The sequence below is a fragment of the Solwaraspora sp. WMMD937 genome (assembly GCF_029581175.1).
Classification (GTDB): Bacteria; Actinomycetota; Actinomycetes; order Mycobacteriales; family Micromonosporaceae; genus Micromonospora_E.
Genome location: NZ_CP120738.1, coordinates 4,670,925 through 4,693,502, shown reverse-complemented (window position 1 = coordinate 4,693,502; position 22,578 = coordinate 4,670,925). Strand labels below are relative to the sequence as shown.

The window sequence follows — 22,578 nt, the reverse complement described above, 5'->3', positions numbered from 1 at the left end:
ACCGCCGCCGATCACGGCGTTGCCGGCGCCCCGCCGGGACCGGGCGGGCTCCACCGCCGCTGCTGCGCGCTGGTGCCGGGGAACAGCAGGTCGATGAAGCGTTCCGCGGTCGGCTGCGGCTCGTGGTTGGCCAGTCCGGGCCGTTCGTTGGCTTCGATGAAGACATGGTCGGGCTGATCAGGAGCGGTCACCAGCAGGTCCATGCCGGCCACCGGGATGGCCAGCGCCCGGGTCGCGGCCACGCACGCCGCCGCCAGGTCGGCGTGCAGCCGGTCGGTGACGTCGTGAATCGTCCCGCCGGTGTGCAGGTTCGCGGTCCGCCGCACGGTCAGCACCTCGCCGGCCGGCAACACGTCGTCCATCGTGTGCCCGGCCTCGGTGACCACCTCCCGGGTCAGGTCGTCCAGCGGGATCTTCGACTCGCCGCCGGTGGCCGCAGCCCGCCGCCGGCTGTGTCGCCGGATCAGCTCGGCCACCGTGTGTACGCCGTCGCCGGTGACCGCGGCCGGGCGGCGGACCGCAGCAGCCACCACCTCGTGGTCGATCACCAGGACCCGCAGGTCCTCCCCCTGGTGCCGCTGTTCGATCAGCACCTGCGGGCAGTGCCTGCGGGCCAGGTCGACGGCGGCCCGCAAGGCGGCGGGGTCGGTGACGCCGACGGTGATCCCGGTACCCTGTTCGCCGCGGGCCGGCTTGACCACCACCTCACCGACCTTGGCGAGGAACGCCTCGTCGTCGGCGTCGCCGGTGGCGGTCCGGCCGTGCGGCACGGCCAACCCGGCGTCGAGCAGCACCCGCCGGGTCACCCGCTTGTCGTCGCATCGGCTCATCGCCACCGCCGAGGTCAGCTCCGACAGCGACTCGCGGGTGACGATGCTGCGGGCACCGTTGGTCAGCCGCAGCTCGCCCCAGGAGGCGTCGATCACCTCGACCCGGATACCGCGGCGCATCGCCTCGTCGGCGACGATCCGGGCGTACGGGTTCAGCTCGTCGTAGCCGTCCGGCATGCTGGCCAGGAAGAGCCGTTCGTTGATCGGGTTCTTGCGTTTGACGCACAGCGTCGGCGTGCGCTCGAATCCGAGCCGTTCGTAGAGGCGGATCGCGCCGTCGTTCTCCGCCAGCACGGACAGGTCGACGTAGACCCGGCCGCGGTCGGCGAGCCGGCCGGCGAGCTCAAGCAGCAGCGCCTGGCCGGTGCCGGGCGGTGCGTGCAGCGGGTCGACGGTCAGGCACCACAGGCTGGAGCCGTTGTCCGGGTCGTCGAAGACCGCCACGTGGTCGATGCCGGTGATGGTGCCGACGACCTGCCCGGTGACGTTCTCGGCGACCAGGTGCACGAAGCGTTCGGTCGCGGCGTTGTCGACCAGGATGTCGACCGGGGCGGTGACCATCCCGTTGTGGGCGTATATCCGGTTGACCGCGTCGGCGTCGACTTCGTCGTGCAGCGGCCGGATCCGCAGCCCCGGTTCCGGCGGCTGCGGTTCGCGCACCTGGGTGAGGTCCAGCCGGAAGGTCAGCGACGGGTCGATGAACAACTCGTCCGGCAGCCGCGACACCAGTACGTGCGGGTCGGGCAGGTAGATGCAGATGTCACGGGAGCCGGCGGCTTCCGAACGCAGCACGTCGGCGACGTCGGAGGGGTCGGCGAACGTCTGACCGAAGACCAGCCGGCCCCAGCCGCACTCCAGGATGACGTCGGCGCTGTCGGTGGGTCTGGCCGGCGGATCGCCCGGGACGACCGGGTCGCCACCTGGGCCGATCCGCTCCCGCCGGGGGGCGGGGGAGTCGGGGCGGGGCAGGCTCGCGTCGTCAGTCAATGCCATGGTTCTGCAGCCACATCTCCAGCAGTCCGAGTTGCCACAACTTGTTGCCCCGCAGCGGGGTGAGTTCGGCGTTCGGGTCGCGTAGCAGCCCGTCGACGTACCCGTTCCGGAACAGCCCGCGCCGACGGGCCGCCGGCGCGTGCAGGGCGTCGCGCACCCGGTCGAGCAGCTTGCCCTCCAGGTGGGTCAGCCCGGGTACGGGGAAGTACCCCTTCGGCCGGTCGATCACCTCCCAGGGCAGCACCCGACGGCCGATCTCCTTGAGTACCCCCTTGCCGCCCTGGGCCAACTTGAGCTCGGGCGGGCAGGTGGCGGCGAGCTCGACGAACTCGTGGTCGAGGAAGGGCACGCGGGCCTCCAGCCCGTGCGCCATCGTCATGTTGTCGACCCGTTTCACCGGGTCGTCCACGAGCATCACCGTGGTGTCGATTCGCAGCCCCGCGTCGACCGCGTCCTGCGCGCCGGCGCGGCCCAGGTGGGCGGCGGCGAACTCGCGGGCGGGATCACCGGCGGCGAGGTACTCCGGGTTGAGTACCTGGGCGAGACCAGCGGCGTCGCGGTCGAAGAAGGCCGTGGCGTAGGTGTCCAGTGCCTGGTCACGGCCGACCCGGGCGAGCGGCGGGTACCAGTGGTACCCGCCGAGGATCTCGTCGGCCCCCTGGCCGGACTGCACCACCTTGAGGTGCTTGGCGACTTCCTGACTGAGCAGGTAGAACGCGACGCAGTCGTGACTGACCATAGGTTCGCTCATCGCCGCGACGGCGGCCTCCAGCGGCGGCACCAGGTCACGGGCGGCCACCCGGATCTGATGGTGGTCGGTGTCGAACCGCTGCGCCACCAGGTCGGAGTAGACGAACTCGTCGCCCTCCCGTCCACCGACCGCGTCAAAGCCGATCGAGAAGGTGGCCAGACCACGTTGGCCCTGCTCGGCCAGTAGCGCCACGACCAGCGAGGAGTCGAGCCCACCGGAGAGCAGGACGCCGACCGGAACGTCGGCGACCATCCGGCGCTGCACCGCGGTGGTCAACGATTCGAGCAGAGCGTCCTGCCAGTCCTGCTCCGACCAGTCGGCGCGGCGCGGGTCCCGGCCGAACGGCGGATCCCAGTAGCGGCGCTCGTCCACCCGGCCGTCGGGCTGGTAGACCCGCACGGTGGCCGGGGGCAGCTTACGGATGCCGTTGAGGATCGTCCGAGGCGCGGGGACCACGCTGTGGAAGCTGAGGTAGTGGGCGAGTGACACCGGATCGATGCCGGTGTCCACTCCACCGCCGGCCAGCAGCGCCGGCAGGGTGCTGGCGAACCGGACCACGTCGGGGCGCTCGGCGACGTACAGCGGCTTGATGCCCAGCCGGTCGCGGGCCAGGACCAGCCGGCCGCTGTCGCGCTCGGTGATCGCGACGGCGAACATGCCGACCAGGTGGTCGACAAAGTCGACACCCCACTCGGCGTAGGCCTTGACGACGACCTCGCTGTCACCCGAGGAGAAGAACGTGTGACCCCGTGCCTGCAGCTGCTCGCGCAGCTCACGGTAGTTGTAGATGCAGCCGTTGAAGACGCCGGTCAGGCCGGCGGCGGAGTCGACGATCGGTTGGTTGCTGGCCGCCGACAGGTCGATGATCTTCAGGCGGCGGTGTCCGAAGGCCACACTTCCGTGTGACCAGGAACCCCCGTCGTCGGGCCCCCGGTCACTCATTGTCGCCGCCATCCGCTCCACCGCGCCGATGTCGGCGCGAGAACCGTCGCGGCGCAGCTCACCCGCAAGTCCGCACATGCGTACCCATCCTGCCAGACCGTTGCGGCATCGCCCAGTTGACGGCCGGATCCGGTGTCCCGACCAGTGCCCCGGAGCACGGACGGTCCCGCTCGGTGCCCTGCGCCGGATCTCGCTACGCTGACCCGGCGACAGGGCGGTTGTGTGACTAATCAATCAAATGGTTGGTGGGTGCCGTGGGGGCCCCGGAGTTCGTCCCGACGTACGGTTCGCGGTAACGTTCGGTCGGGTTTGATGGCTGGACGGTGGATAGTTCCATCATCCGGCTGGCGTGGGTGCTCCGTCCCGGTTCGGGACGGATGCCGACCGGGGAGGGCTAGTTGCTGACCACGCTTGAGGGACACCACCTGCGGGCCTGCGTCCTCGGCCAGTCCTGGCTCATCCGTCAGTTGGAGCGCCGGGGCGCCGGCCTGGATTCGATCGCCCTGTTCGGGGTGGTCGAAGGGACCTTCGTGACGGTCGTCGACCAGTTGGGTCGTAGCGGGTTCCCACTGACCGAGCTGCGCTGCTTCGCCGACACCGCGGTACGGCTGACCGCCGCCGGCCGGGAACCGGTCTCCGCCGACGAGGTGGTCCGCATCGTCGGCTACCAGTTCGGGGAGCACGTCGACGTCGCCGACATCGAGGCCCGCCGTGCCGTGCCGGTACGCCGGGCGGTGATCGGTACGGCGGTACGGCGGTTGCGGCTCACCCTGCACGATGTGGACAACCTCCTCCGTCGGGGGGAGAGCCTGGCCTCCCAGTGGGGATTCGCCGCCACCACCTACCACCCAGGTCCGTTGACCGCCGCCTACCTGTGGGTCGCGGAGGCCCGGTGGGCGAGTCGGCAGGCGCGACGCAGCCGGCACACCCAACTTGGCCGGGTGCTGTGACCGACCGTACGGTCAGCGCCCCACCGGCAGGTCGGAGGGCGTCGTGTCGTCGGCCGGGAAGCCGAACAGCCCGAGTAGCCCGGTCGCCCACAGCTGCCGTCGGGTGAAGCTGCTGATGTTCTCCAACTCGAGCCGGCTGCCGCTGACCCCGGCAGCCTGGTGACAGGCGACCAGGCTGCCGATACCGGTCGAGTCGATGAAGCTGACGCACGTGAGGTCCAGCACGATCCGCTCGGGTGCGGACCGGGCGAGCAGCGCGGTGACCGCGTCGCGGACCTCGCCGGCTGTGGCGAGGTCGAGTTCACCGTGCAAGGCGAGTCGTACCGTGGTGCCCTGGTAGCTCCTGGTGATGACGAAATCCACGTCGTACCTCCGGTCGGGCGGCGACGGGTGCCGGGAAGGGAGGATTCTTGGCATTGGCATGTGCCGATATCCGCTGATGCGCGCGGTGTGTGAGCCGTCACGTTACGGTATGTGCGGCTGATGTGCCAGCCCCGTTTCGGACTGTGCACCAACCCGGTCGACCACTGTGAGCGATCATCTCGTCCGGGCCCGCCGGTGCGGTCGTCCCGGTCCGACCGCACCGGCGTAGGGCCACGGTCCGGGTCAGCTCTGCGCCGGCAGGGGCGTCTGCGGGCTGACCGTCGGCGACGGCAGGGTCGGATTCACCGTCGGCTCGGGCGTGGCGGTGCCCGGCGTGGTCGGGTCAACCGTGGGGCTCACCCCGGGACTCGGCGAGGTCGGCAGCCCGAGCTGCGCCGCGAGGCCCTGCAACGCCGCGTACAGGTCCTCGAGCACCGGTCCGGCCTCCTGTGCCAGGTTCACCACCCGTTCGTCGGAGCCCTGCGCGATCTCGGCGTTGTTCACCTCGATCGCCTGGGCGTAACCCGCCAGCTGGCTCTCCACGAACGCCGTGTCGAACTCGGCACCGGACAACCCGTCCAGCCGGGTGACCACGTCCTGCTGCTCCTGGGTGGGCGAGTCGGGCAGGGTGACGTCGACCTCACCGGCCACCCGGGTGACCTCCTCGTCCAGCCGGGTGTGGTCGGCCACCATGTCACCGCCCAGGTCCTTCACCGCCTGGTCGGCATCCTGCTTGTCCTGCGCCAACTGGCCGATCTGCACAGCGGCCAGATTGACCTGGTGGATCGTCCGCAGGTAGTCGCTGTCCTGCTCGGACGGTGCCGTCGCGTGCGCGGCCGCCGGGATCAACGCGACGGCGGTCAGCCCCGCCAACAGCCCCAGCCGGGTCAAAACGGTCCTTCTCATCGTGCTTCCTCCTCGCTCAGCGCTCGTCGGGGCACCGAGATACCCGGCACCCCGGACGCCATGCCCACCGGCCGGGATGAGCGCCGCCGGCCGCCGGCGGATGATTCGCCACCCTCGGCCGGGCTAGCCCGACCCGCCGCCGGCATATCGCCGCCCGTACCGGGTAGCCGGACAATGACCGACCAGATCACCGGGAGGCATCGTGACCAACGTCCAGCAACCGGAGATGCGTCGCAGCGGGGACAACCCGCTGGTCCAGGAGAGCAAGGGTCCCGACGGAGCTGACCGCCGGCCCGGGCGCCGTGGCGGCGGCAGCCGGCCCGTCCCGGCCGGCCAGGTCTCGCCGTACGGTCCTCCCCCGCCGGTCGCCGCCGACGACAGCGAATCCGACGACCAGCCGGACTGACCACTCCGGTCGGCCCCGGCACCATGCAGACCTTCCTGCCGTACCCGGACTTCGCGGCCAGCGCCGCCGTGCTCGACGCCCGACGACTCGGCAAACAGCGCGTCGAAGCGTTGCAGGTGCTGCGCGGCCTGACCGTGCCCGGGTACGGCTGGCGTCACCATCCGGCGGTCCGGATGTGGCACGGCCACCTGGAGGCACTGGTCCGGTACGGACTGACGGTCTGCGCCGAATGGACCCGGACTGGCCGGGCCGACACCGTCGCCGACACCTTACGCCGTGAATTCACCGCCGCGACCGGCCGCACCATGGTCCGCGACCAGGCCGAACTCGGTGCCGCCTGCGCGCTGCCGGCCTGGCTCGGCCGAGCCGACCTGCACCTGTCGCACCGCGCCGCACTGGTACACAAGGACCCCGACCACTACCGTCCCCGGTTCGGCGACCTCGCGCCCGTACCGTACGTGTGGCCGTGCCCACCGGCGGTACCGCCGCCGATCGCCCCCGCCCCGTCCGGCGAAAAACGTCCGTGGTCGGATTGAACCGTTCGGCCTCGTCCGCCGAACCCCTTACCGGTGGATCAGGATTCGGCGGCAGCGGCCGCCGACGTACGGGAGGCGAGGCTCATGGCCAACTGTCTGCGCGCGAACGCCGTCCGGATCGGCGCGGTGCTGTCCGGTCCGGTGCTGGCGGTCGCGCTGTCCGGTCCGGCGGTGGCCGCAGCCGGAATCGGCCTGGAACCGACCCAGGCACCTCGTGGGGCCGGCATCCAACTCACCTTCGAACTGCCGCAGGAACGGCCGGACGCACACACCACCGAGGTGCGCCTCGACCTGCCGGCGGACCTGCCCATCGCCGAGGTCTACCCGATGTCGGTCAACGACTGGGCACCCCGGATCATCAACCGGACCCTGCCGGAGCCGCTGCCCGGCCTGCACGGTGGCCTGATGACCGAGGCCACCGAGAGCATCATCTGGCAGCTGGTCGCCCCAGCCGCCGACGAACCGGCGCCGGTGCTGCTGACCGTGTCGGTCGGCCCGCTGCCGGACGCGGACCGGATCGACTTCGCGGTGACCCAGACCTACTCCGACGGCACCGTGGTCCGCTGGGGCGGCCCCGACGCGCAGCGGCCCGGCCCGGTGCTGACCCTCGGGCCGGCCGACCCGGCGGCGGCCGGTCACGGAGCCCACCACGGCGGCCCGGCACCGGCCGCCGCCCAGGACCCGCCGGCGCAGGCCGCCGCGGGCTCGGACGACGCCGCCGGCACCGGGATGGGACTGCTGCTGGCCGGCCTGGCCGGCGGAGCGGCGATCGGCGCGGCCGTCGTCTGGTGGCGCAGCCGCCACCACCGCAGCGTTCCGGCGGACCCGGCGGGCGCCGCCGGCGCCGACGACGAGGGCGAACTGGTCGTCGCCGGCGGCACGACCCCCTGGCGCTTCACTGAACAGTGACCGCTACCGTCCCGGTCTCCCTGCCGCACACTGGCCCGCCGCCGCTCAGCGCACCGGCACGGTGGTACGCACCGTCGCTTGGTCGATGTCGGACAGCCGGATGGTGAAGCGCAGCTCCCACTCGCCCGGCACCGGAAACGCGACCGCGCCGACGGCGTGGTTGTCGTCCACCCCCAGCAGCAGGGTGGTCACCGGTTCGACGTCCTGTGCCGGCAGCGAAGTGGTCATTGTCCACTCCTCGACCCGTACCGGCGCGCCCTCCGGCGTGTACACGTAGGCGTGCACCGTGTTGTGCTCGCCGAGCTGTACCGGGTAGATGTCGAACTGGAGGGTGTACAGCGAGCTGGTCAGCGTCTGGGCGAAGGTGTCCTGCCCGAGGGCCTGGGCCTCGACGACGGCGGTACGGGCCGGTGTCGTCTGCACCAGTACCGCGCTGGCCCCGAGCGCCACCACGGCCACCGCGACCTCGACACCGACCAGGCCGGTGAGTCGCCGCACGTGCGACGCCCGCCAACGCCCGACCAGCCGTCGCGCGTACCCGGCGGTCAGCAGCAGAACCGCCACCAGCGCGATCTTCACCAGCACCAACCGCCCGTACGCGGTGGTGGCCAGTGCGGTCGTGCCGCCGCTCTCCATCAACGCCTGGACGGCACCGGCCAGCAGCAGCCAGCAGACCGCCACCGTCGCCCACCGGGACCAGACCGGCAGAATCCGGCCCAGCACGCGGGGGTGGGTGCGGCGCAGCAGGACCGCGCCCAGGGTCACCAGCCCGCCGATCCACACCCCGACTGCGGCGATGTGCACGGTGTCGGCGGCGATACTGACCGGCGGTACCGGCGCAGCCACCGCGTGACCGGTCAGCGGCCAGGTGACCAGCCCGGCCAGGCCCAGCCCGACGAGGGCCAGCCCGCGACGGGTGCCGCCGACCCCGGCGAGGGCCGGTGACACCAGTGCCGCCACCGCGGCCAGGACCACCAGCCGGCCGAGCAGCGCCAGCCCGTACCCGCTGTCCACGACGGCGGCCAGGTCCCCGGCGGTGGCCTCCAGCAGACCACTGCCCGTCGAGTACGGTGCCTGCAGGTACAGTCCGGCCACTGTGGCCAGGCCGATCAGCCCCAGCCCGGTGCCGACCATGAGCCTGCCGGGCCGGCGGCTCAGCCGGGGCGGCCACAGCAGTGCCAGCAGCAGCGCGGGCCCGACGGCGAGCAGCACCCCGGCGTAGCCGACGTACTTCGCGGTGGTCACGGCGATCGCGACCGGCAACCGCTGTCCGCCGTCGCGCGGCTCGGGCACGGTCGCGGACGGCGCTCCCACCGAGTACGTGTAGCCGCTGCCCACCGGGTGGCTGTCCGCCGAGATCACCCGGTAACTGACCAGGTAGGTGCCGAGCGGGCGGTCGGCGACCCGGACCGGGACGGTGACTGTGGTCCCGTTGGTTCGCGGCGTTCCGTCGTCGATCCGTTTACCGTCCGGTGCCAGCACCTGCAGGCGCCCGGTGACCGGGCGGACCGGTTCGCTGAACGTCAGCACCACTTCCCGGGGCGAGTTGCCCAGCACCGATCCGGGGGCTGGCTCCGCCGTGACCAGCACCGCGTGTGCGGCCGCCGGGCCGGCGGGGGCGACCATTACCAGCATGCCGCCGAGTAGCAGTGCCGCGACGCCGGCTGCGGCGTGCCGGGCCCACCGGGCGGCTCGTCGTTGTCTCACCCCTGGTAGTTCGGTGCGGACGGGGCAACGGTTCATCGCGATCGACTCCGGGCGGGTGGTGGGCGTACCGACCGCCGGTGACGTCGGTCGTTTCGTGGGCCGAGCGCCAGGAACGGGCGCGTGCGTGCCGGGAGGAATCGTGGTCGACCGACCCGGACGTGTGCAAGCCGACCGCCGGTGGCCGCCCCGGTCAGATCCAGATGGTCGTCGATCGGGCCCGACCCGCCAGGTCAGGGCAGCGGTGCCAGCGGGGTGCCGTCGGCGTCGCGGATCAGAATCGCCTCGACCGGACATGACTCAGCAGCGTCGACGACGGTGTCAGCCGGGTCGATGTCGGACGCGGTCGGCCGGGACACCCCGTCGACCAGGCTGAAATGTCCCGGGGCGGTACCGGCGCAGATGCCGGACCCGATGCACCGTTGCCCGTCGACGCTGACCTGCCAGGACCGCTGGTTCATCGCCACCTCCGGGGAACGGCCACGGCACCGGCCGCAGGGGACTGGGACGGCTCATCGTCGATGGACGGCACGGTCGGGACGGTGCGGCGCGCGTCGGGCCCGGGAAGGAGGATCACCCCCAGGTCACCGGCATCGCGCTCAGCCCGCGCACCAGCAGCCCGGTCTTCCACACCAGTTGATCCTCCGGTACGGCGAGCCGTAGCTGCGGCAGCCGCCGCACCACCGCCTCCACTGCCACCTGCAGCTCCATCCTGGCCAGTTGGGCGCCGAGACAGTGGTGCACGCCGTGACCGAAGCCGACGTGCGGGTTGCTGGTCCGGGTCAGGTCCAGCCGGTCCGGGTCGGTGAAGACCTCGGGGTCGCGGTTGGCCGCCGACAACGATCCGATGACGGGTTCACCGGCCCGAACGAGTACTCCGCCGACCTCGACGTCCACGGTGGCGTACCGAGCGAATGAGGATGCGGCACCGAGCGGGACGTACCGGGTCAGTTCCTCGACGGCACCCGGTACCAGGGCCGGGTCGGCGCGCAGGGCGGCGAACTGGTCCGGCTGGGTGAGCAGGACGTAGACGAAGTTGGGTATCTGGGTCACGGTGGTCTCGTGGCCTGCGGCCAGCAGCCCGGCGGCGAGCTGCACGAGTTCGGCCTCGGTGAGCCGGCTCGAGTCGGTGTCCCGGGCGTGGACCATGGCGCCGATCAGGTCGTCGGTCGGGTGCCGGCGGCGCTGTTCGACCAGTCCGGCGATGTAGCCGTGCAGGTTTTCGAGGTACCTCCGTACCTGGTCGGGGGAGAGCGACGTGGTGGAGACGACGGCTTCGCTCCAGGTATGGAAGTGTCCCCGGTCGGCGTACGGCACACCGAGGAGCTCGCAGATGACCCGGACCGGCAGCGGGGTGGCGAAGTGTTCGACGAGGTCCGCCGGCGGCCCGTCGGCGATCATGTCGGTCAGCAGTTCGTCGGCGAATTGCCGGGTCTGCGGTCGGAGCTGTTCGACCCGCCGGGCGGTGAACGCCTTGGCGACCAGGCGCCGTAGCCGAGTGTGTTCCGGCGGGTCCATCGACAGAATTCCGCCCTCGATCTGCCGGGGGGTGATCCGTGGTTCGTCGCGGCCGACGCTGGCTGCGCGGGAGAACCGGGCGTCGCCGAGGACGAACCGGACGTCGGCGTGCCGGGTGGCCAGCCAGGCCGGTTCTCCGAACGGCAGCTGGACCCGGACCAGCGTCCGGTCCTGCTGCAGCTGCCGGTAGGTGTCGTCGAGGTGGAGACGGTCGGGCGCGGAGAAGGGGTAGCTACGGGGTTCGGCGGCCCGGAGCTCGGACATGGTTTCACCTCCTGGCAGCCGGGCGCCCAGCGAAGACGACGACCGGCACGGGACATTCCGATACTAGAGAAGTCTCTCGATTGATCGCAGTCCGGCGGCGGTATCGGACAGCTCAACCTAGCGTCCTAGCCTGATTTAGGGGATGTGCCTGACCGTGCACAAGACAGCCCAACGATGTCACGAAGACCGCAGCGATAGCTGGTCAGCTCCGCCCGGCGGCATCGTCGGGCTGGGCATGGGAGAACAGCACCGGGGTCACCGGTCGGGCCCGGGAAGGCTCGGGGGTCGTCGGCGGGGGATTGCTCGTCCGGGACTCCGCCGGCTGGTGTTCGCCGGTGATAACCAGCAGCTCGTAGGCCCGTTCAGCAGGCAGCCGGCCGGTGACGATCGCGATCCGCAACGGCACCGGCGGGGTTCCGGCGACGACGGCGACGGGCAGATCGAGCACCCTCGGGTCGACCTGCCGAGCGGCGAGGTGCCCGGCGGCCGCCGGGGGCAGGTCCCGCCAGGGGCGGACGGTCTGCTCGGTGAAACCGTGGCTGGCCCACTGGTCAGCCTCCGCGTTGACCCGGTCGGCGACGTGCTGTGGCACCACGTCACGACCGCCGAGGTCGTCGCTGAGCAGCGCTCGGGCGAGTGGGCTGAGCTGGTCGACCGGGTACCACCGGGTCCGCTGCGTACGACGGCGGGAGACCTCGCCTGGTGAGGCGTCGGCCGTGGACCGGTCACGCCGGGCGTCTGGGTCAAGGTGGGCCGGCATGCCCACCATCCAAGCATGATCGACTGCCGTCCGATGGCAAGGGGTCGCAGGTAGCGGGGATGTCGGGCCGGGTGTGCCGGGGTTTGCCGGCGACCCGTGCGGGTAGCCGGGCCGGGTGGCCGAGCAGCGGCAGGCGGTGGCACCGACGGCGGGCGTCGGGTCAGCGCTCGACGAACGTTGGGAGTACGGGTACCTGTACTTCGTGCAGACGGTGGCACCTGCCGAAGGGGGTAGGCAGCCGGCCGCCGGGCCGACGGTCACCGTGGTCGCTGACGGCGCGGGCCACCGGTGTCAGGTGTTGACCCGCCGACGGCTGGAGGTGCTCAACGAACTGGGTGGCCAGGGCTGGATCGTCAGCGACGGCCTGTGGAGCCCGGAGCGGGCCCGGTGGCTGGCTGAACTGGTGGACGGGGTGGAGCGGATGATCGGTTACTGGCAGTCGTTCATGCGTCGCCGGGTGACTGTCGGCGGGGGCGGCGACGGTGAGTCGGCAGGTGATGGGTGAGGGGCGCGTTATAGTGGCGCTCGCCAGGTGACAGTGCCCCTTGGGGGACCGTCGGGCTCGTTCGCCGCCGCTCGTTTCCGGTCCGGTGGGACAGGCCGGTCGGAGCGGGGGAGAGGAAGTGTCGGTGTCGCGTCCGTCCGCGCAGTCCGCGTCGACGCGGACCGATGTGGCGAGCCAGGTCTTCACCATTCCTAATCTGATCAGCTTTGTCCGTTTATTAGGTGTACCTCTATTTTTGTACCTCTTTCTGGTGCATCGTGCTGATGTTGCGGCGCTACTGGTCCTGGCCGTCGGTGGGACCAGCGACTGGGTGGACGGGTTCGTCGCGCGCCGGATCCGTCAGGTGTCCCGGCTCGGTGAACTGCTGGATCCACTCGCCGATCGGCTGTACATCCTGGCCACGTTGCTGGCGTTCACCGCCCGCGAGGTGATGCCGTGGCAGTTCACGGTGGCGTTGCTCAGTCGCGAGGTGCTGCTGGCCGGCTGCCTTGTCGTGTTGCGCCGATTTGGCTACGGACCACCGCAGGTGCACTATGTAGGAAAGACGGCAACCTTCGTACTTTTGGCGGCGTTTCCCATTCTGTTGCTCTCGGCAGTGCTGGGATTCACCACGGCGGCGACGGTGGCGGCTGCGGTCGGATGGGGTCTGGCCTGCTGGGGTCTGGTGCTGTACTGGATCGCGGGCCTGCTGTACGTACGGCAGGCCGCAGCGTTGGTCCGGGCCGCCGGGGCAGAAACGGAGCGGGCATGAGCGAGGCGGACCGCAGCGGTTCCGGCCCGCACCGTGGATACGCGCCGGACTTTCTGACCGAACTGTTCCGGGCGCCGCTGGATCCCGGCTACACGGACGCGGCGGCCCGCCGGTCGGTGACCGGACCACCGCAGGGTTGGCGTCGGGTGACGGCACGGGCGGCGATGGCCCTGTCGATGGCCGCGGTCGGCTTCCTGGTGGTGCTCGCCTACCAGAAGACGGTGGCGGACGAACCGAGCCGCTCGCAGGCACGGGCCGGCCTGGTGGAGCAGGTCACCCAGCGCCAGACGGAGACCGACGAGTTGCAGAACCGCGTGGACGCGTTGCGGGACGAGGTGGCCCGGGAGCGTGACACGGTGCTGGACGGGGCCCGGGCGGCGGACCTGCGCGATCTGGAAGCCGCCGCTGGGCTGGCCCGGGTCACCGGGGACGGGGTGGTCGTCGAGTTGGCCGACGCGCCCGAAGTGGTGGATCCGGTGACCGGTGAGGGCTCGGTCAGTGAGCTGGGTCGGGTGTTGGACCGGGATCTGCAGGACGTGGCCAACGCCTTGTGGAGCGTCGGCGCCGAGGCGGTCGCGGTCAACGGCCGACGGCTGACCGCGACCTCGACGATCCGGGCGGCGGGCAGCGCCATCCTGGTCGACTTCCGGCCGGTGACCGGCCCGTACGAGGTGTCGGCGATCGGCCCGGAGTCGATGGTCGATGCGTTCAGGATCAGTCAGGCGGCCGCGGTGCTGCGGGCGGTCTCGGCTGATCACGGTTTGTCGTTCGGGGTCCGTTCGGCTGATGATCTGATGTTGCCGGCGGCGAGTGGGCCGCAGCTGCGGTACGCCCGCGCGCCGTCGGCGTCGACGAGCCCGTCCGGGACGGGCGGCGCCGACCCGTCCGTGACCGCCTCGGGAGGAGGCCCTCGATGATCGCCGTGTTGGCGCTGCTCGCCGGAATGCTGCTGGGGATCTACTTCGACCCGGTGGTGCCGGCGGTGCTGCAGCCGTACCTGCCGATCGCGGTGGTGGCGGCGTTGGACGCGGTGTTCGGCGGGGTCCGGGCCAGTTTGGACGGAATTTTCGACGACAAGCAGTTCGTGATCTCGTTCATCTCGAATGTTCTGGTGGCGGGTCTGATCGTGTATCTGGGCGATCAGTTGGGGGTGGGCGGGCAGTTGTCCACCGGCGTGGTGGTGGTGCTCGGGGTGCGGATCTTCGGCAACGTGGCGGCGATCCGACGGCATCTGTTCCGGGCGTGAGGCGTGGCTGATGGTGCAACGTAGGAGTACCGGTACGGGCTGGCCGGACGCGGTGCCGGCGCGGTCGCCGGGTGCGGGTGGGCGGGTTCCGGCCGGGTCCGGGGAGCCGCTGGACACCGCCGGGGTGCCAGCTCCGGACAGTCCGGGCGCTGGGGTCGACGGTGGTGAGGACGGGTCGTCGGGTGCCGGCGCGGGTCGGGGTGCCCGGCGGGTGTCCACTGCCGGGCTGATGATCGTGGGTTTGCTGGTGCTGCTCGGGTTCACCCTTGCCGTTCAGGTTCGCAGCACGTCGACGGATCCGACGTTGGCGGCGGCCCGCCAGGAGGATCTGGTACGGATTCTGTCGGATCTGGAGGCCCGGGAGGAGCGGCTGCGGCAGGACATCGCGGAGTTGGAGGCGAGTCAGCGGCAGTTGACCTCTGGTGCCGAGGGCCGGGCGGCGGCGTTGGAGGAGGCGTCGCGTCGGGCGGACGAGTTGGGGGTACTGGGCGGCAGTCTGCCGGCGCAGGGGCCGGGCCTGCGGGTGCGGTTCGTCGCCGGCCGGGAGCCGATCCGGGCGTCGGAGCTGTTGGACGCGGTGCAGGAGCTGCGGGGTGCGGGTGCCGAGGTGATGCAGGTCAGCGGCGGGGACGGGCAGTCGGTGCGGATCGTGGCGAGCAGCTACCTGCTGGACGTCGACGGCGGTGTGGAGGTGGACGGCGTGCGGTTGACCGGCCCGTACGAGGTGCTGGTGATCGGTGAGCCGTCGACGATGCGGACGGCGTTGAACATTCCGGGTGGGGTGGTGGCTTCGGTGTCCGGTGACGGCGGTACGGTGATCGTCGAGGAGCGCGACGTGGTCGAGGTGTCGGCCTTGAGCGATCCGAGCCAGCTGCGGTACGCCCGCCCGGTCTCCTGATCGGACGGGGTGTCGTCGGTGGGCGGGTTGTCAGTGGTGGTGAGTGGTGCACAGACCGAAGGACCGGCCGTGATTCCAGAGGATCTGCGGTATACCGCGGAGCATGAGTGGGTGGCGGGTGACGCCGCCGGTCCTGTGCGGGTGGGTGTGACCCATTTCGCGCAGGAGGCGTTGGGCGACATCGTGTTCGTCGAGCTGCCCGCGGTCGGCGCCGAGGTGACGGCGGGCGAGCCGTGCGGTGAGATCGAGTCTACGAAGAGCGTGTCGGAGATCTACGCGCCGTTGACCGGCACGGTGGTGGCCCGTAACGAGGCGCTGGTGGACGCACCGGAGACGGTCAATGCCGACCCGTACGGTGCCGGTTGGCTGGTGCAGTTGTCGCCGGTTGATCCGCAGGCGGTGAGCGGGTTGCTCGACGCCGCGGCGTACCGGGAGCTCACCGAGCGCTGACCCGGCGGGGGCGGCGAGGTATCGTGTGCCCGCGAGTCTTGTTGACCCTTGTTTTCGGCGCTGGCTAGGCTCGCCCAGTCGACCGAGAAGCCAACAACAGTTGAGCGTTGCGGAAATTGCCGTCCTGGCACGGGGGAGCTTGCGCCTTGCGATCGTTCAAGGTCTGGTGGCCGACCCGACACACCCGACGCCGACCGAACAGATCCGTGAGGTGGTCCATGACGCGCCCAGACGACGAGTTCCCCCCGCTCGACGTCACGTCGACGTTGAACCTCGGTTCGCTCGACGAAGTGCTGGAGGGGCCGGACGCCGACGTGGTGCCGAGCCGGATGTCGGGTTCGTTGCCGCCGGGGATGGCGTTGCTGGTGGTGCGGCGGGGCCCGAACGCGGGGGCCCGGTTCCTGCTGGATCACGATGTGACGACGAGTGGCCGGCATCCGGACAGTGACATTTTCCTGGACGACGTGACGGTGTCGCGGCGGCATGCGGAGTTCCACCGTGACGGCGGTACCTTCACGGTGCGCGATGTGGGTAGCCTGAACGGCACCTATGTCAATCGTGAGCGGGTGGAGGCGGCGACCCTGAGCAACGGTGACGAGGTCCAGATCGGTAAGTTCCGGCTGGTCTTCATCGCCGGTCCGCGGCCGGACGAGGAGGCCGGCCGCGGTTGAGGTCCGGGGCGCGGGCGGAGGTGGCTTCGTGCGCGGTGTGTGGCTGACGCCGGTCGGTGAGCCGGGGGTGTCGTGGTGAGTGAGCAGGCGGCGGCCCGGGAGGACGTGGCCGGTTCGTCGTTGATGAGTATCGGCGAGGTGCTGGCCCAGCTCCGCCCGGAGTTTCCGGACACGACGATTTCGAAGTTGCGGTTCCTGGAGGCCGAGGGCCTGGTGGAGCCGCGGCGGACGCCGTCGGGTTACCGCAAGTACAGCTGGGACGATCTGGACCGGTTGCGTTTCGTCCTGACGGCGCAGCGGGACCAGTATCTTCCGCTGCGGGTGATTCGTGAGCAGTTGGCGGCGCGGGACGCCGAGTCGGCGGCGGGCCGGTCGCGTCCGACGTTGGTCGCGGTCGGTCCGTCCGGTGAGGTGCCGGGCCGGTCGCCGGCGCAGGGGCAGCCGGCGCAGTCCCGGTTGAGCCGGACGGAGCTGCTGTCCCGCAGTGGTCTCGAGTCGGTGACGTTGACCGAGGTGGAGCGGCTGGGTCTGGTGGTTGCAGTGGCGCCGGGCTGGTATGACGCCGATGCGCTGGTGATCGCCACTGCGGTGGCGGGGCTGCTGCGGCACGGTCTCGAGGTGCGTCATCTGCGGGCGGTACGGGCGGCGGCGGACCGCGAGTCGGGTTTGTTCGCCCAGTTGGTGGCGCCGTTGGCGCGGCAGAGTGATCCGGCTGCCCGGGCTCGGGCGGCGGAGACTGCGCGGGAGCTGATCGGGTTGTCGCAGCAGCTGCACGCGGCGCTGGTTCGGGCGGGTCTGCGGGGGGCGCTCGGCCGGTGAGGTGACTGGCGGGACCGGACGGTGGCGCTGTGGTCCGTGTACCGTGCAGGGAGGGCCGGAGCGGGTTAGGTGACGACGACACGGAGGCGGCGGTGCGTGAGCTGAGCGTGGTCGGGGTGCGGGTGGAGTTGCCCACCAACCAGCCGATCGTGCTGCTGCGTGAGGTGGACGGGGACCGTTACCTGCCGATCTGGATCGGTGCGGTGGAGGCCACGGCGATCGCGTACGAGCAGCAGGGCGTGAAGCCGGCGCGGCCGTTGACGCATGATCTGTTGCGGGACGTGCTGGCCGCGGTGCGGGCACCGCTGCAGGCGGTGGAGATCACCGAGTTGAAGGACAACGTCTTCTACGCGGACCTGGTCATCGGTGACAGTGTGCGGGTGTCGGCGCGGCCGAGCGATTCGATCGCGTTGGCGTTGCGGGTCGGTGCTCCGATTCGTTGTGCTGAGCAGGTGCTGTCCGAGGCGGGCATCCTGATTCCGGATGAGCAGGAGGACGAGGTCGAGAAGTTCCGGGAGTTCCTGGACCAGGTGCGTCCAGAGGATTTCGCGGGCTGACCGCTGCCGGTGGGTGTCATCCCGTGGCGTGGCTGCCTGTACGCGGCGTGTCGCGGCCCGGGTTGCCTGGTACGGCCCGCTGCCGGCGTTAGGCTGGTCCTGTCGATCGGCTCATGTTCCGTCCTGGTGTGGGCCGCCCTGACGGGGAGGTTTCCGTATGCCCGCACAGCGAGAGCCGGAGCCGGGATCGTCTGATGATGTGGACGGTGCCGGTTCGGACGCCGACGCCGTCGGCTATCGCGGAGTGACCGCCTGCCACGCGGTGGGGATCAGCTACCGGCAGTTGGACTACTGGGCGCGGACGTCGCTGGTGGTGCCGAGCGTGCGTGACGCGACAGGTTCGGGTTCGCAGCGGCTGTACTCGTTCCGCGACCTGGTGGTGCTGAAGGTGGTCAAGCGGCTGCTGGACGCCGGTGTGTCGCTGCAGAACATCCGTAGGGCGATCGAGACGTTGCGGTCCCGCGGGGTCGGGGACCTGGCGGGGATCACCCTGATCTCGGACGGGACGACGGTGTACGAGTGCCGGTCCCCCGAGGAGGTCGTCGACCTGTTGCAGGGCGGCCAGGGGGTGTTCGGAATCGCGATCGGCGGGGCGTTCAAGGAGATTCAGGGATCGTTGTCGCAGCTTCCGGCGGAGCCGGTGGCGACGGAGCCGGAGCCGGAGCCGGAGCCGGTGGCGACGGTGGCCGGAGGCGACGAATTGGCGGCGCGGCGGGCGCGCCGCCGCGCCGGCTGACCGGCGGCGCTCGGGTCGACACGGCCGGAGCTGGCTTCGTGATCGACGTCACCGCCCCGCAGGGCGGGTGCTGCCGGTAGCGTGGGGATCGCCGTACACCCCGTGCGGGAGAGACCGTCCGCTACCCGGTGGGCGGCGCCGAAGGGGCAAATCCTCCCCGGAACCTCTCAGGCAGAAGGACCACACGGGTTGGCGACTCTGGAGGCGGCGGCGCCGACAGAGGGGGAGGTTGCCTGCCGACCTCGTCCCGGGAGCCGCCTGGTGAGTGCCTCGTCCCTGTTCGTCGACCGTCACGTCGGCGTCGATCCGGTCGCCCAGCAGCGGATGCTGGATGTCGTCGGTTACGCCAGTGTCGCTGATCTGATGGATGCCGCCATTCCCGAGGTGATCCGCTGGCGGGGCCGGCTGGATGTGCCGGAGCCGGTCAGCGAGCCGGAGGTGACGGCCGCGTTGCGGCGGCTGGCCGACGCGAACACCGCGGCGGTGTCGATGATCGGGGCTGGCTACCACGGCACGCACACGCCGGCGGTGATCCGCCGCAACGTGCTGGAGAATCCTGCCTGGTACACCGCTTACACCCCGTACCAGCCGGAGATCAGCCAGGGCCGGTTGGAGGCGCTGCTGACGTTTCAGACGATGGTGTCGGATCTGACCGGGCTGGCCACGGCGAACGCGTCGATGCTGGACGAGGCGACCGCTGCGGCGGAGGCGATGACGTTGACGCGGCGGGCGTCGAAGGCGCACAGCGACGTGTACGTGGTGGACGCCGACACGTTGCCGCAGACGGTGGCGGTGCTGCGGACCCGGGCGGAGCCGCTGGGTGTGCAGGTGCGGGTGTGTGACGTGCGGGCCGGCCTGCCGGACGAGTTTTTCGGGCTGCATCTGCAGTTCCCGGGCGTGTCGGGGCGGCTGCGGGACGACGCCCCGCTGGTGGCGGCGGCGCACGCGGCCGGGGCGCTGGTGACGGTGGCGGCGGACCTGTTGGCGTTGACGTTGCTGCGCCCGCCGGGGGCGTACGGTGCGGACGTGGCGGTCGGCACCACGCAACGGTTCGGCGTGCCGATGGGGTTCGGCGGTCCGCACGCCGGCTACCTGGCGGTGCGTTCCGGTCTGGAACGGATGCTGCCGGGCCGGCTGGTCGGGGTGTCCCGGGACGTGGCCGGTGACCGGGCGTACCGGCTGGCGTTGCAGACCCGGGAACAGCACATCCGCCGGGAGCGGGCGACCAGCAACATCTGCACGGCGCAGGTGCTGCTGGCGGTGATGGCCGCCATGTACGCGGTGTACCACGGCCCGCAGGGGTTGACGGCGATCGCGCAGCGTACCCACGCGATGGCGGCCCGGTTGCGGGCCGGTCTGGCCGCCGGCGGGGTCGCCGTGGCGGACGGGCCGTTGTTCGACACGGTGACCGCGGCGGTGCCGGGTGGAGCTGCGGCGGTGGTGGCGCGGGCCGCGGACCGGGGGGTGAACCTGCGGCTGGTGAACGCCGACACGGTGGCGGTGGCGTGCGACGAAACCACCACCGGGGAGCACCTGGCGGTGGTGTGGGCGGCGTTCGGGGTGCCCGCGTACGTAGGGGAGACGCCGGTGCTGATTCCAGCCCGGTGGCGGCGCACCGGGGAGTTCCTCACCCACGAGGTGTTCCACGCGTACCGCAGCGAGACGGCGATGCTGCGGTATCTGCGGCGGCTCGCCGACGTCGACTACGCCCTGGACCGGGGGATGATCCCGTTGGGGTCGTGCACGATGAAGTTGAACGCGGCGGTGCAGATGGAGCCGGTCAGCTGGCCGGGGTTCGCCGACGTGCACCCGCTGGCGCCGGTCGGGCAGACGACCGGCTACCGGCAGCTGATCGGCGAGTTGGAGCGTTGGCTGGCGGAGGTGACCGGCTACGACGCGGTCAGTGTGCAGCCCAACGCCGGGTCGCAGGGGGAGCTGGCCGGTTTGCTGGCGATCCGCGGCTTCCACCGGTCCCGGGGGCAGACGCGGCGGGACGTGTGTCTGATTCCGTCGTCGGCGCACGGCACGAACGCGGCGAGCGCGGTGATGGCGGGCATGCGGGTGGTGGTGGTCGGCTGCGACGCCGACGGCAACGTCGACGTCGCCGACGCGGCGCGGCTGATCGACGTACACGGTGACGACCTGGCGGCGATGATGGTGACGTATCCGTCGACGCACGGCGTGTACGAGGACGGTATCGCCGAGTTGTGTGCCCGGGTGCACGACGCCGGCGGGCAGGTGTACGTCGACGGGGCGAACCTGAACGCGTTGCTGGGGTTCGCCCGGCCGGGCCGGTTCGGGGCGGACGTGTCGCATCTGAACCTGCACAAGACGTTTTGCATTCCGCACGGCGGTGGTGGGCCGGGGGTGGGGCCGGTCGCGGTGCGGGCGCATCTGGCGCCGTTCCTGCCGGGTGATCCGGTGGGCGGCGATGTTGACCGGCCGGTGGTGTCGGGTGCCCGGTACGGTTCGGCCGGGATTCTGCCGATCCCGTGGGCGTATCTGCGGCTGATGGGTGCCGCCGGGCTGGTGCGGGCTACCGGGGCGGCGGTGCTGGCGGCCAACTATGTGGCGGCGCGGCTGCGGCCGTATTTTCCGGTGCTGTACGCCGGTAACAAGGGTCTGGTGGCGCACGAGTGTGTGCTGGACCTGCGGGCGTTGACCCGGGCGACCGGGGTGACCGTCGAGGACGTGGCGAAACGGCTGATCGACTACGGGTTCCACGCGCCGACGATGTCGTTTCCGGTGTCCGGCACGCTGATGGTGGAGCCGACCGAGAGTGAGAACCTGGCCGAACTGGACCGGTTCTGCGACGCGATGATCGCGATCCGGTCGGAGATCGACGACGTCGCGACCGGCCGGTGGCCGGTGGCGGACAGCCCGCTGCGGCAGGCGCCGCACCCGGCGGCGCTGGTCACCGCCGACGAGTGGGCGCTGCCGTATCCGCGGTCGGTGGCGGCGTACCCGGCGGGGCCGGGGCAGCGGACCGGGAAGTACTGGCCGCCGGTACGGCGGGTCGACAGCGCCTACGGGGACCGGAATCTGGTGTGCGCGTGTCCTCCGCCGGAGGCGTTCGCCGCCGGCTGAGTACGGGTCGGGTCGGCTCGACGGTGAGCCTGCGGTGGCCGCGGCCGGTCAGGCGGCGAGAGCGTGCCGGGCGGGGCCGCGGTGCGGGGCGATGCTGCTGCCGTCGGGAAGCAGCTCGCCGGTGTCCTCGAACACGATGACACCGTTGCAGAGCAGGCTCCAGCCCTGTTCGCGGAAGCAGGCGACGACGCGGGCCGCTTCCCGGTCGACGGCGTCAGCCGAGGGACAGATTGGTTGGTGCTGGCACATCGGGATCTCCGGGAACTGTGGGGGGTGCTGTGTCATGGTTCACATGACCAGTGATGAACGTTACCAAGCCGAACGACACCGTTCCGGGCAGGTGACGGCCTGCGGGACCAAGAATCCTCCCTTCGGCCGATGCATGTCCGACCGGTTGGCGTGGAAACGCTCCCACACATCCTAGGCCCCCGCCGCCACCCGCCGCCTGCCCCGAACGGACCCGCACACCCGGCAACCCGCACCAGTTCCCCGGGTAGCCTGACCGCCATGACCATGCGCCCGATCCGGATCATCGGCGACGCCGCGCTGCGCACCCCCGCCGAACCGGTCACCGACTTCGACGACACCCTGCGCGCACTGGTCACCGACCTGATGGACACCCTGCTCGGCGCCCCCGGTCGCGCCGGCGTCGCCGCCCCGCAGATCGGCGTCAGCGCCCGCGTGTTCGTCTACGACGCCGACGGCCACCGCGGCCACGTCGTCAACCCCCGGCTCGAACCCACCGGCGAGCTGTCACCCGACGACACCGACACCGACGACGAAGGCTGCCTGTCCATCCCCGGCCTGTACTTCCCGACCACCCGCGCCCGCCACGCCACCGTGCACGGCGTCGACCAGCACGGCCAACCCGTCACCGTCACCGGCAGCGGATTCCTCGCCCGCGCCCTGCAACACGAAACCGACCACCTCGACGGCCGTCTCTACGTCGACACCCTGCGCGGCGACACCCGCCGCCGGGCGCTGCGTGAGATCCGCGCCGCCCACTGGGCCCGCCGCTGACCCCGG

Annotated in this window: 25 protein-coding genes and 1 riboswitch; of the genes, 16 read left to right on the top strand and 9 right to left on the bottom strand. The window is 71.2% G+C overall.

The window, feature by feature from the left end:
- Positions 1–11: 11 nt before the first annotated feature.
- Together ngg and O7621_RS20890 are read right to left on the bottom strand one after the other, a co-directional pair.
- On the bottom strand, positions 12–1,823 hold the full coding sequence (gene ngg, locus O7621_RS20895) for an N-acetylglutaminylglutamine synthetase (protein WP_282230809.1): 1,812 nt from the start codon (positions 1,821–1,823) through the stop codon (positions 12–14).
- Positions 1,810–3,594, bottom strand: coding sequence for an N-acetylglutaminylglutamine amidotransferase (locus O7621_RS20890; RefSeq protein WP_282230808.1), 1,785 nt, complete (start codon positions 3,592–3,594; stop codon positions 1,810–1,812). The genes ngg and O7621_RS20890 overlap by 14 nt, the downstream gene beginning before the upstream one ends.
- A gap of 320 nt (positions 3,595–3,914) precedes the next feature.
- Between O7621_RS20890 and O7621_RS20885 the strand changes: the two genes are divergently transcribed.
- Positions 3,915–4,466: a hypothetical protein gene (locus O7621_RS20885; RefSeq protein WP_282230807.1), complete on the top strand. Its 552-nt coding sequence runs from the start codon at positions 3,915–3,917 to the stop codon at positions 4,464–4,466.
- Between the two features lie 12 nt (positions 4,467–4,478).
- On the opposite strand, the gene O7621_RS20880 is transcribed toward O7621_RS20885, so the two are convergent.
- Positions 4,479–4,829, bottom strand: coding sequence for an STAS domain-containing protein (locus O7621_RS20880; RefSeq protein WP_282230806.1), 351 nt, complete (start codon positions 4,827–4,829; stop codon positions 4,479–4,481).
- Positions 4,830–5,072: 243 nt separating this feature from the next.
- On the bottom strand, positions 5,073–5,735 hold the full coding sequence (locus tag O7621_RS20875) for a DUF4142 domain-containing protein (protein ID WP_282230805.1): 663 nt from the start codon (positions 5,733–5,735) through the stop codon (positions 5,073–5,075).
- Positions 5,736–5,937: 202 nt separating this feature from the next.
- Between O7621_RS20875 and O7621_RS20870 the strand changes: the two genes are divergently transcribed.
- The 3 genes from O7621_RS20870 to O7621_RS20860 are packed head-to-tail and all read left to right on the top strand — an operon-like array spanning position 5,938 to position 7,586.
- Complete coding sequence (locus tag O7621_RS20870) at positions 5,938–6,141, top strand: hypothetical protein (RefSeq protein WP_282230804.1); 204 nt, start codon at positions 5,938–5,940, stop codon at positions 6,139–6,141.
- Between the two features lie 23 nt (positions 6,142–6,164).
- The gene (locus tag O7621_RS20865; protein WP_282230803.1) at positions 6,165–6,677 is read left to right on the top strand and encodes an MSMEG_6728 family protein; all 513 of its coding nucleotides are present in this window, start codon (positions 6,165–6,167) and stop codon (positions 6,675–6,677) included.
- 33 nt (positions 6,678–6,710) lie between these two features.
- A complete protein-coding gene (locus O7621_RS20860) occupies positions 6,711–7,586 on the top strand; it encodes a DUF1775 domain-containing protein (RefSeq protein ID WP_282230802.1) in 876 nt (291 codons plus the stop codon).
- A 45-nt stretch (positions 7,587–7,631) separates the two neighbouring features.
- Here the strand turns inward: O7621_RS20860 and O7621_RS20855 are convergent, their stop codons facing one another.
- The 4 genes from O7621_RS20855 to O7621_RS20840 form a co-directional block, all read right to left on the bottom strand.
- A complete protein-coding gene (locus tag O7621_RS20855) occupies positions 7,632–9,221 on the bottom strand; it encodes a copper resistance protein CopC (RefSeq protein WP_282234674.1) in 1,590 nt (529 codons plus the stop codon).
- A gap of 302 nt (positions 9,222–9,523) precedes the next feature.
- The gene (locus O7621_RS20850) at positions 9,524–9,751 is read right to left on the bottom strand and encodes a ferredoxin (protein WP_282230801.1); all 228 of its coding nucleotides are present in this window, start codon (positions 9,749–9,751) and stop codon (positions 9,524–9,526) included.
- 112 nt (positions 9,752–9,863) lie between these two features.
- The gene (locus O7621_RS20845; RefSeq protein WP_282230800.1) at positions 9,864–11,072 is read right to left on the bottom strand and encodes a cytochrome P450; all 1,209 of its coding nucleotides are present in this window, start codon (positions 11,070–11,072) and stop codon (positions 9,864–9,866) included.
- Between the two features lie 202 nt (positions 11,073–11,274).
- The gene (locus tag O7621_RS20840) at positions 11,275–11,841 is read right to left on the bottom strand and encodes a hypothetical protein (RefSeq protein ID WP_282230799.1); all 567 of its coding nucleotides are present in this window, start codon (positions 11,839–11,841) and stop codon (positions 11,275–11,277) included.
- A gap of 106 nt (positions 11,842–11,947) precedes the next feature.
- On the opposite strand from O7621_RS20840, the gene O7621_RS20835 reads away from it, so the two are divergent.
- The 11 genes from O7621_RS20835 (at position 11,948) to gcvP (ending at position 21,552) form a co-directional block, all read left to right on the top strand.
- Positions 11,948–12,337, top strand: a complete 390-nt coding sequence (locus O7621_RS20835) for a hypothetical protein (protein WP_282230798.1) — start codon at positions 11,948–11,950, stop codon at positions 12,335–12,337.
- Positions 12,338–12,461: 124 nt separating this feature from the next.
- The gene (locus tag O7621_RS20830; protein ID WP_282230797.1) at positions 12,462–13,088 is read left to right on the top strand and encodes a CDP-alcohol phosphatidyltransferase family protein; all 627 of its coding nucleotides are present in this window, start codon (positions 12,462–12,464) and stop codon (positions 13,086–13,088) included.
- Positions 13,085–14,005 (top strand): DUF881 domain-containing protein, encoded by a 921-nt coding sequence (locus O7621_RS20825; protein WP_282230796.1) that lies wholly within the window; start codon positions 13,085–13,087, stop codon positions 14,003–14,005. The genes O7621_RS20830 and O7621_RS20825 overlap by 4 nt, the downstream gene beginning before the upstream one ends.
- The gene (locus O7621_RS20820; RefSeq protein ID WP_282230795.1) at positions 14,002–14,334 is read left to right on the top strand and encodes a small basic family protein; all 333 of its coding nucleotides are present in this window, start codon (positions 14,002–14,004) and stop codon (positions 14,332–14,334) included. Before O7621_RS20825 ends, O7621_RS20820 begins: the two co-directional genes overlap by 4 nt.
- A 10-nt stretch (positions 14,335–14,344) precedes the next feature.
- Complete coding sequence (locus O7621_RS20815; RefSeq protein ID WP_282230794.1) at positions 14,345–15,232, top strand: DUF881 domain-containing protein; 888 nt, start codon at positions 14,345–14,347, stop codon at positions 15,230–15,232.
- A gap of 69 nt (positions 15,233–15,301) precedes the next feature.
- Positions 15,302–15,682, top strand: coding sequence for a glycine cleavage system protein GcvH (gene gcvH / locus O7621_RS20810; protein ID WP_278174508.1), 381 nt, complete (start codon positions 15,302–15,304; stop codon positions 15,680–15,682).
- Between the two features lie 218 nt (positions 15,683–15,900).
- Positions 15,901–16,353, top strand: a complete 453-nt coding sequence (locus O7621_RS20805; RefSeq protein ID WP_123601610.1) for an FHA domain-containing protein — start codon at positions 15,901–15,903, stop codon at positions 16,351–16,353.
- A gap of 123 nt (positions 16,354–16,476) precedes the next feature.
- The gene (locus O7621_RS20800) at positions 16,477–17,172 is read left to right on the top strand and encodes a MerR family transcriptional regulator (protein ID WP_282234673.1); all 696 of its coding nucleotides are present in this window, start codon (positions 16,477–16,479) and stop codon (positions 17,170–17,172) included.
- Positions 17,173–17,264: 92 nt separating this feature from the next.
- Positions 17,265–17,729 (top strand): bifunctional nuclease family protein, encoded by a 465-nt coding sequence (locus tag O7621_RS20795; RefSeq protein ID WP_123604662.1) that lies wholly within the window; start codon positions 17,265–17,267, stop codon positions 17,727–17,729.
- A gap of 157 nt (positions 17,730–17,886) precedes the next feature.
- Positions 17,887–18,465: a MerR family transcriptional regulator gene (locus O7621_RS20790; protein ID WP_282230793.1), complete on the top strand. Its 579-nt coding sequence runs from the start codon at positions 17,887–17,889 to the stop codon at positions 18,463–18,465.
- A gap of 95 nt (positions 18,466–18,560) precedes the next feature.
- Positions 18,561–18,658, top strand: a riboswitch (glycine riboswitch).
- 68 nt (positions 18,659–18,726) lie between these two features.
- Positions 18,727–21,552 carry an aminomethyl-transferring glycine dehydrogenase gene (gene gcvP, locus O7621_RS20785; RefSeq protein ID WP_282230792.1) on the top strand — a complete coding sequence of 942 codons (2,826 nt, stop codon included), beginning with the start codon at positions 18,727–18,729 and terminating at the stop codon, positions 21,550–21,552.
- A 48-nt stretch (positions 21,553–21,600) separates the two neighbouring features.
- On the opposite strand, the gene O7621_RS20780 is transcribed toward gcvP, so the two are convergent.
- Positions 21,601–21,801 (bottom strand): DUF5999 family protein, encoded by a 201-nt coding sequence (locus tag O7621_RS20780; protein WP_278174506.1) that lies wholly within the window; start codon positions 21,799–21,801, stop codon positions 21,601–21,603.
- Between the two features lie 258 nt (positions 21,802–22,059).
- Between O7621_RS20780 and def the strand changes: the two genes are divergently transcribed.
- Entirely contained in the window at positions 22,060–22,572 is a 513-nt protein-coding gene (def, locus tag O7621_RS20775; protein WP_282230791.1) for a peptide deformylase, read from the top strand.
- Positions 22,573–22,578 lie beyond the last annotated feature (6 nt).